This is a genomic window from Pseudomonas sp. efr-133-TYG-5 (assembly GCF_030209175.1).
Classification (GTDB): domain Bacteria; phylum Pseudomonadota; class Gammaproteobacteria; order Pseudomonadales; family Pseudomonadaceae; genus Aquipseudomonas.
On sequence record NZ_JARVSM010000001.1, the window covers coordinates 1,318,643 to 1,327,770 of the forward strand.

At 62.9% G+C, this 9,128-nt stretch carries 6 protein-coding genes; 5 read left to right on the forward strand and 1 reads right to left on the reverse strand.

All coding sequences use genetic code 11. The annotated features are described in order from the left end of the window. Positions 1 to 8 precede the first annotated feature (8 nt). The 5 genes from pvdM (at position 9) to QRN70_RS06005 (ending at position 7,978) form a co-directional block, all read left to right on the forward strand. Positions 9 to 1,379 carry a pyoverdine-tailoring dipeptidase-like protein PvdM gene (pvdM, locus tag QRN70_RS05985; protein WP_285416325.1) on the forward strand — a complete coding sequence of 457 codons (1,371 nt, stop codon included), beginning with the start codon at positions 9 to 11 and terminating at the stop codon, positions 1,377 to 1,379. Continuing rightward, the gene (gene pvdN / locus QRN70_RS05990; protein WP_285416326.1) at positions 1,376 to 2,659 is read left to right on the forward strand and encodes a pyoverdine-tailoring periplasmic protein PvdN; all 1,284 of its coding nucleotides are present in this window, start codon (positions 1,376 to 1,378) and stop codon (positions 2,657 to 2,659) included. The genes pvdM and pvdN overlap by 4 nt, the downstream gene beginning before the upstream one ends. 35 nt (positions 2,660 to 2,694) lie before the next feature. Continuing rightward, on the forward strand, positions 2,695 to 3,603 hold the full coding sequence (gene pvdO / locus QRN70_RS05995) for a dihydropyoverdine dehydrogenase (protein WP_285416327.1): 909 nt from the start codon (positions 2,695 to 2,697) through the stop codon (positions 3,601 to 3,603). Between the two features lie 148 nt (positions 3,604 to 3,751). Next, positions 3,752 to 5,401 (forward strand): cyclic peptide export ABC transporter, encoded by a 1,650-nt coding sequence (locus QRN70_RS06000; protein ID WP_285416329.1) that lies wholly within the window; start codon positions 3,752 to 3,754, stop codon positions 5,399 to 5,401. 117 nt (positions 5,402 to 5,518) lie between these two features. Continuing rightward, positions 5,519 to 7,978, forward strand: coding sequence for a TonB-dependent siderophore receptor (locus tag QRN70_RS06005; RefSeq protein WP_285416330.1), 2,460 nt, complete (start codon positions 5,519 to 5,521; stop codon positions 7,976 to 7,978). 124 nt (positions 7,979 to 8,102) lie between these two features. Here the strand turns inward: QRN70_RS06005 and QRN70_RS06010 are convergent, their stop codons facing one another. Further along, positions 8,103 to 9,062 carry an alpha/beta hydrolase gene (locus QRN70_RS06010; protein WP_285416331.1) on the reverse strand — a complete coding sequence of 320 codons (960 nt, stop codon included), beginning with the start codon at positions 9,060 to 9,062 and terminating at the stop codon, positions 8,103 to 8,105. Between the last annotated feature and the right edge of the window lie 66 nt (positions 9,063 to 9,128).

Genomic DNA, 9,128 nt, shown 5'->3' on the forward strand with positions numbered 1-9,128 from the left:
AGATGGCAATGACAACACCACGTTCGAAAAAGGCTCTATTCATCGGCCTGCCACTGGCCCTGGCGATCAGCGCCGGCGCCGGTTTCGCGGTCTGGGACATCTGGTTCAAGGACAACCCCGGCTACCCGGTCAAAGTCATGCAGCAGGCCGAAGAACTGCACGAGCACATGCTTTCGTTCGACAGCCACATCACCATCACCCAGAACTTCGGCACCACCGGCAACGAAGTCGACAAGGACGGCAGCGAGCAGTTCGACCTGGTCAAGGCCAATCGCGGTCGGCTGTCCGGCGCAGCACTGACGATTTTCGGCTGGCCGGAAATCTGGAACGGCCCGAACGCCCCGCACAAGCCCACCGCCGGCTTCGTCGACGAGGCGCGCAACCAGCAGGAAATCCGCTACAAGATCATTTCCGGGATGGTCCGCGACTTCCCCAACCAGGTCGGCATCGCCTACACCGCCAACGACTTCCGGCGGCTGCACGGCGAAGGCAAGTTCGCGATCTTCATCAGCATGCTCAACGCCTACCCGCTGGGCCACGACTTGAACCAGCTGGACCTGTGGACGGCGCGCGGCATGCGCATGTTCGGCTTCAGCTACATCGGCAACAACGACTGGGCCGACTCGTCGCGGCCGCTGCCGTTCTTCAATGATTCGCCGGACGCCCTCGACGGCCTCTCGGACCTGGGCAAGCAAGCGGTCAAGCGCCTCAACGACCTGGGCGTGATCATCGACGTGTCGCAGATGTCGAGCAAGGCCCTGGAACAAGTCGCACAACTGAGCCGCACGCCGCTGGTGGCGTCGCACTCGGCGCCGCGCGCCATGGTCGATATCCCGCGCAACCTCAGCGACAAGGAAATGCAGCTGATCAAGAACAGCGGCGGCGTGGTGCAGATCGTCGGTTTCTCGCAGTACCTGCGACCGCTGACCCAAGGCACCCAGGACAAGCTCAATGAACTGCGCAAGCGCTTCGACCTGCCGCCGCTGCCGAACCTCGCCGTGGCCCTGATGCCGGGCGATCCGATCATCTCCGCGTGGTCCGAGCAGAAGTTCGGCGAGTATGCCGGCCAGCTCTACGCGATCCTCGAAGAAGAGCCGAAAGCCAGCCTCAAGGACCTCGGCGACGCGATCGACTACACCGTCCGCAAGATCGGCATCGACCACGTCGGCATCAGCTCCGACTTCAACGAAGGTGGCGGCGTCAAAGGCTGGGAGAACGTCGGCGAAATCCGCAATGTCACCGCCGAACTGCTGTCGCGCGGCTACTCCGAAGCCGACATTGCCAAGCTCTGGGGGGGCAACTTCCTGCGAGTCTGGGATCAGGTGGAAAAATCCGCCAAACCGGCCCTGGCCGCTGGCCGGGAAGTGGCCACGCCATGAGCAACCGTCGTGACTTTCTGAAACAGGCCGGGATCCTCGCTGCCGCTCTGCCACTGGGCGCGAGCCTGCCGAACATCGCCAGCGCTGCCAGCGCCGCCGCACCGCTGCCACGCGAAAAGTGGGCGCAGTTGCAGCAGTTGTTCGATCAGGATCCGGCCTGGCTGCACTTCTCCAATTTCCTCGTCACCACGCACCCGCGCCCGGTGCGCGAGGCGATCGAGATGCATCGCGCCGCCCTCGACAGAAATCCGGGGCTGGCGATGGACTGGGACCACGGCGTCACCGAAAAACGTGAAGAAGACGTGCGCGCCTGGGCCGGCAGGTATGTGCAGGCCGATGCTCGCCAGATTGCCCTGACCGGCAGCACCACCGAAGGCCTGGCGATGATTTACGGCGGCGTCCAGGTGCGCGCCGATCAGGAAATTCTCACCACCGAACACGAACACTACGCGACCCACACCATCCTCGAATTGCGTACCCAGCGCGACGGGACCAAGGTGCGCAAGATTCGCCTGTTCGAGGATCCGTACCGCATCAGCAAAGATGAACTGCTGGCCAACATCGATCGCAGCATCCGCCCGCAGACCCGTGTGCTCGGCATGTGCTGGGTGCATTCCGGCAGTGGCGTGAAACTGCCGCTCGGCGACATCGGTGCATTGGTCGACAAACACAACCGGGGTCGCAGCGAAGCCGATCGCATCATCTATGTCGTCGACGGTGTGCACGGCTTCGGCGTGGAAGACGTGAGTTTCCCGGCAATGAACTGCGACTTCTTCATCGCCGGCACGCACAAATGGATGTTCGGTCCGCGCGGCACCGGGATCGTGGTCAGCCGCACGCCGGAAGTGAAATACGTCACGCCGATCATCCCGACCTTTTCCGAGGCCGAGCACTTCTCGACCACCATGACGCCCGGCGGCTACCACGCGTTCGAGCATCGCTGGGCACTGAGCGAGGCGTTCAAGCTGCACCTGCAACTGGGCAAGGCCGACGTGCAGGCGCGTATTCATGAGCTCAACGGCTACCTGAAAAAACGCCTGCTGCAACGCCCGCAGATCGAGCTGGTCACGCCGTTGAGCGCGGAATTTTCCGCCGGTTTCACCTTCTTCCGGGTCAAGGGTCAGGACAGCGACAGGATCGCCGCCCACCTGATGGCCAATAAGGTGGTGGCCGACGCCGTGGAGCGCGATGTCGGGCCGGTGATCCGCACCGCACCGGGCCTGCTCAACGACGAAGCGCAGATTGACCGCTTGCTGGCGGTGCTCGACCGGGCGCTTTGAGTGCCAACGATTTCCTTCCTTTGACGAGACTCGAAATGAACAGTGAACTGCCTCGTTCTGCCTTGCCCACCCTGCCGGCGCTGATGCTCGCCGCCCTCGCCGCGTGCCTGCTGCCAAGCGCTGCACAAGCCGCCACCCCGCCAGCACCGGGCAAAGTGTTCAAGGACTGCAAGGACTGCCCGGAAATGGTCGTGCTGCCCACCGGCACCTTCACCATGGGCACTCCGGAAGATGAAGTCGGCCGCGAGCCCGACGAAGGCCCGATGCACCCGGTGACGTTCGCCAGACCGCTGGCGATCAGCCGTTTCCAGGTGCTCAAGGGCGAGTGGTTCGCCTACCTCAAGGACACCGGATACACGATGCCCGACGGCGATGAGCGCCCGGGCCGCGCGTGCAAGGCCGGAGTGCCGGACTATGCCGGCAGCGACCCGCGCAAGCAGTACACCGACAGGCATCCGGCAGTGTGCATGAACTTCGCCGAAGCCAACGACTACGTGGCGTGGCTGTCGAAAAAGACCGGCAAGCCGTATCGGCTGGTGAGTGAATCCCTGCGCGAATACGCCGCCCGTGGCGGCACCAGCGGGCCGTTCCCGTTCCCGTTCGATGAGGGCAAGGAATACAGCATCGCCAAGCACGCCAACACCTACGGCGCCGCCGACGGCTACAACTTCACCGCACCGGCCGGCAGCTTCGCGCCCAACGCCTTTGGCGTGTACGACATGCACGGCAACGTCTACGAATGGACCGCCGATTGCTACAACGACAACTACGAAGGCGCACCGAGCGACGGCAGTGCCTGGCAGACCGGCAAATGCCAGTTCAAGCGCATCCGCGGCAACGACTGGGGCGAAGCGCCGGTGTTCTCGCGCTCCGGCAACCGCAACGCACTGGCGCCCGACGAGCGCGGCGACTGGATCGGTTTCCGCGTGGCGCGGGATCTGTAACACCCCTGCCGCCACGCTAAATTAACCCTCCCGCCAGTCGTTCTACAGATGGCGCGATCCATTGCGACGCGCCACTGCCCTCTACGTCACCCAGGCGAAGCCCGCAGCCGATCCCGGCCTTCGCCGTTCTTTCACGCAGGGAACCTCCATGAGCAAACCAACACGCGGGGTGATCAATGAATTGTTCGCCCTGCTCAAACCCTTTCGGCTGATCGTTGCCGGCTCGATCCTGCTCGGCATGGTCGGCGGCCTGAGCGTCACGGCGCTGCTGGCGACGATCAACAACGCGCTGCATTCCGAAGCCGGCCTGACCAGCACCGTGGTCGCCGTATTCGCCGGCCTGTGCCTGTTGGCCCTGGCCAGTTCGATCTTCTCCGACATCGGCACCAACTACGTCGGCCAGCACATCATCGCCAAGCTGCGCAAAGAGCTGGGCGAAAAAGTGCTGTCGGCGCCCATCGAGCAGATCGAACGCTACCGCAGCCATCGGCTGATCCCGGTGCTGACCCACGACGTCGACACCATCAGCGATTTCGCCTTTTCCTTCTCGCCGCTGGCCATCTCCATGACGGTGACCCTCGGCTGCATGGGTTACCTGGCAATGCTGTCGTGGCCGATGTTCCTGATGATGGCGGTAGCGGTTCTGCTTGGCACGGTCATCCAGTACATTGCCCAAGGCCGTGGCATGCAAGGCTTCATGAAGGCCCGCGACCACGAAGACGAACTGCAGAAGCACTACAACGCGATTGCCGAAGGCGCCAAGGAACTGCGCATCCACCGTCCACGCCGTCAGCGCATGTTCGTCTCGGGCATCCAGACCACCGCCGATCAGATCTGCGATACCCAGGTGCGTTCGGTGAACATCTATGTGGTCGCCAAGACGCTCGGTTCGATGCTGTTCTTCGTGGTGATCGGGCTGGCACTGGCCCTGCAATCGCTGTGGCCGAGTGCCGACAAGGCAGTGATGAGCGGCTTCGTGCTGGTGCTGCTGTACATGAAAGGCCCGCTGGAACACGTCATGGCCGCTCTGCCGATCGTTGGCCGGGCGCAGATCGCGTTCCGCCGTATCGCCGAGTTGTCCGAGCAGTTTTCCTCGCCCGAACCGCACTTGCTGCTCAGCGATCAGGGCAACGAAAAGACCCCGGTGCACAGCCTGGAACTCAGCGACGTCGCGTACAGTTTCCCGAGCGTGGCAGGCGCTGCGCCGTTCCGCCTGGGGCCGGTGAACCTGAAGATCGATCAGGGCGACATCATCTTCATCGTCGGTGAAAACGGTTGCGGCAAGACCACCCTGATCAAGCTGCTGCTGGGCCTGTACGCGCCGCAGCAGGGTGAGATCCGCCTCAACGATCAGGTCGTGACCGCCCTCACCCGCGACGACTATCGCCAGCTGTTCACCACGATCTTCGCCGACTATTACCTGTTCGACGACGTGGTCCAGGGCGACACGCACATTCCGCAAGACGCCAACAAATACCTGGAGCGCCTGGAGATTGCGCACAAGGTCAGCGTGCGTGACGGCTCGTTCACCACCACCGATCTGTCCACCGGCCAGCGCAAGCGTCTGGCGTTGATCAACGCGTGGCTGGAAGAGCGTCCGGTGCTGGTATTCGACGAATGGGCCGCGGACCAGGACCCGACGTTCCGGCGGATTTTCTACACCGAACTGCTACCGGACCTGAAGCGTCTGGGCAAGACCATCATCGTCATTTCCCACGACGATCGTTACTTCGACGTCGCCGACCAACTGGTGCGCATGAGCGCCGGCAAAGTGGTCACCGAGCTGCAGCCCGCCTGATTGTGAAAATTCTGTAAAAAAAGTGCGTTGAGCCTTTCCGGTTTTCGGAAGGCTCAACGTCTTACTTAAAGTTAATAGAAATAGTTCTCAGTCAACACTTTGAAGAGTAGAAGAACAATGCCCGCACCGCACGGACTCAACCCGCTCGCCAAGGCTCTGCTGATCCGCCGTTCCTTCCGCACAACCGTTCCAGCCCTATGCGCCCTGGCCCTCACCTTGCCGATGATCGGCCAGGCGCAGGCAGCGGCCGTGGCGATCAACATTCCTGCGCAGTCGCTGGGGAGCGCCCTGCAGGAATTCGGTCGCCAGACCAATCTGCAAGTGCTGTACAGCCCGGACGAAGTCAGCGGTCAACGCAGCACCGCCGTCAGCGGCAACCTGGAACCGACTGCGGCGATCGCGCAATTGCTGCAGGGCACGGACATCGCCTACAGCGTGCAGGGCAACAGCGTTGCGTTGCGCGTGCGCGGCAACGCTGCGAGCCTGGACCTGGCGCCGACCAGCATCACGGCGGCGCAGGAATCGGCGTGGGGCCCGGTCGACGGCATCGTCGCCAAGCGCAGCGCCACCGGTTCCAAGACCGATACCGCGCTCAAGGAAATCCCGCAGACCATCAACGTCGTCACCCAGGACGAAATCAAGATGCGCGGTTCGCAATCGGTCACCGAAGCCTTGCGTTACACCGCGGGCATGACGGGTGGCGGTTTCTCCGACCGGGTGAAGATCTTCGACGAACCGACGTCCCGCGGCTTCTCGCCGACCCCGCTGTACCTCGACGGCCTGCACCTGCCTTACGGCGGCGGCAGCACCGGTGGTTCGCTGCAGATCGACCCGTACAGCCTGGAGCGCATCGAAGTGCTCAAAGGCCCGGCGTCTGTGCTGTACGGCCAGAACCAGCCAGGCGGTATCGTCAACATGGTGGGCAAGCGCCCGACCGCCACACCGCTGCACGAAGTCATCATCGGTGGCGGCAGCTACGACCGCAAATACGGCGCGTTCGACCTCGGTGGCCCGATCGACGACCAGGGCGAGTTTCTCTATCGCCTGACCGGCGTGGTCAACGACAGCAACTCGCAGATCGACTACGCCGACCAGAACCGCATGATGCTCGCGCCCAGCCTGACCTGGCTGCCGAACGACAGCACCAGCATTACCCTGTACGGCCAGTACCAGAAAGACCGTGACACCCCGGAAGCTCAGGGCCTGCCCGCCAACGGCACCGTGTTCCGCAGCGCCAACGGTCGCATCAGTCGCAGCCTGTTCCTCGGCGAGCCGGGCGTGAACAAGTACGACCGCGAGCAATTCGTGGTCGGCTACGAGATCGCCCACGAACTCAACGATGTCTGGACCCTCAAGCAGAACGCTCGTTACGCGCAACTCAACGACCGTTATGTTGCACCGCTGCACGGTTACTCGTTCGAACCCAATCCAGTGACCGGCGCCGACGACGAAAGCCGCCAGACTCGCTTTGGCGTCGACTGGGCCCAGGACAACAAGGTCTACGGCATCGATAACATCGCCCAGGCCAAGTTCAAGACCGGCGAAGTGGATCACACCCTGCTGCTGGGCGTGGACTACTACCACTTCAACACCAAGTTCCTCGGCCGCTATGACCGCCAGGGCCCGGCCATCGACCTGTACAACCCGGTGTACGGCAGCGAATTCAACTTCCGCCAGCCTTACAAGTGGGACAACACCGTCAAGCAGACCGGCCTGTACACCCAGGACCAGATGCGCTGGAACCAGTGGTTCCTGACCATCGGCGGTCGTTATGACTTCGCCGAAACCATCAACAAGGAACCGCTGGGCGGCAACCGCTCGAACATCAAGGACGAGAAGTTCACCGGTCGCGCCGGCTTCGGTTACGAGTTCGAAAACGGCCTGACACCGTACGTGAGCTACGCCGAGTCGTTCCTGCCACAGACCGGTGCCGACATGAACGGCAGCCCGTTCAAACCGACCGAAGGCAAACAGTACGAAGTCGGCGTCAAGTATGAACCGACGTCCATCGACGGCTTCATCCAGTTGTCGGCCTATCAGATCGACCAGAGCAACATGCTGACCAACGACCTGCTCAACCCGGGTTTCAGCAGCCAGAGCGGCTCGGTGCGCTCGCGCGGTGTGGAACTGGAAGGCAAGGTCAACGTGACCCAGAACCTGCGCCTGCTGGCCTCGGTGTCGCGTAACCAGATCAAGTGGCGCAGCGTCAACGACGGTCGCGAAGGTCGCACCCTGGCCATGAGCCCGCCGCTGACCGCATCGGCATGGATCGACTACAGCTTCGACCAGTCCACGTCGCTGGCCGGTCTGGGCATGGGCCTGGGCACCCGCTACGTGCGCAGCAGCTATGGCTCGGACTACGAGGAAGATTCGTTCCAGATCCCGTCCTACACCGTGTATGACGCCATGATCTCCTACGACCTGGAAAAATCGCCGCTGCACGTCAAAGGCGTGAAAGTGAAGATGAACCTGGAAAACCTCGCCGACAAGAAGTACGTCGCCAGCTGCAACAGCACGCTGGACTGCTACTACGGCGAAGGCCGGACCATGACCGCCGACGTGACCTACAACTGGTAACACGTTCAGCGTCAAACAGAACGCCGGCATCTGCCGGCGTTTTGCTGTCTGCCCGAAAGCCAGCCCCGGGCAAAAGCAAAGGGCCGCAGTCAGCGGCCCTTTTCCAGTCCCTCGACAACGCGTGTCAGCGCGCCGCAAACACCGCCTTCAACCGCTCGGCAATGTAGTGCTGCGCCTCTTCGGCCTCATCGACGATTGCGCCCATGCGCATGAAGTCATGAGTCATGCCTTCGTAGACTTTCAGCTCGACCTCGACCCCCGCCGCCTGCAAATGCCGGGCATACGCCACACCTTCGTCATGCAGCGGATCGCACTCGGCCAGCACCAGCAACACCGGTGCCACATCGGCTGCGACTGCACCCAGCAACGGCGAGAAACGCGGATCGAGACGGTCGGCCGCCTCACGCTGATAGTGGTTGTAGAACCAGTTCAGCGATGCCTTCTCCAGCAGATAGCCCTCGGCGTAGCGCTCGATGCTGGACGTGCTGCGGCTGGCGTCGGTGACCGGGTAAATCAGCACCTGCAACCGCGGCTGCACCGCGGCACCGGCCAATTGCGCGGCCAGCACCGTGGCCAGACTGCCGCCGACGCTGTCACCGGCAATCGCCAGGCGTGTGCTGTCCAGCCCAAGGTCCTGAGCGCTGGCGACCAACCAGTGCCAGGCATCGTGCGCATCGTCAGCGGCGGTCGGAAAGCGGAATTGCGGCGCCAGTCGATAGGCCACCGACACCACCACGCAATCGGCCAGCGCCGCCAGCGCCCGGCACAGTGAATCATGGGAATCGAGGCTGCCGACCACATAACCGCCGCCATGGAAATACAACAGAGCAGGACGCCCGGCCCCAGCGTTCAACGGCTGATCGCTGTAGACCCGCGCGTTGAGCAGCGATCCGTCACGTACCGGCAGTTGCAGTTCATCGACCACCGCAAGGTCCTCACCGCCAGCGTCCATCAGCAACGAAGACTGATCGAACTGCTCGCGGGCCTGTTCCGGGCTCAGCTCATGCATGCCCACGCGTTTGCCGCTGGCCCGGCCGTTGCCGACCAATTGCAGAAATGCGGCGATATCAGGATTCAACGACATTCAATTTCTCCAGACCACTCGGGCGCCTTGAGCGCCCGAGTGGTGTTTACGGTTACCCAGCAGGTT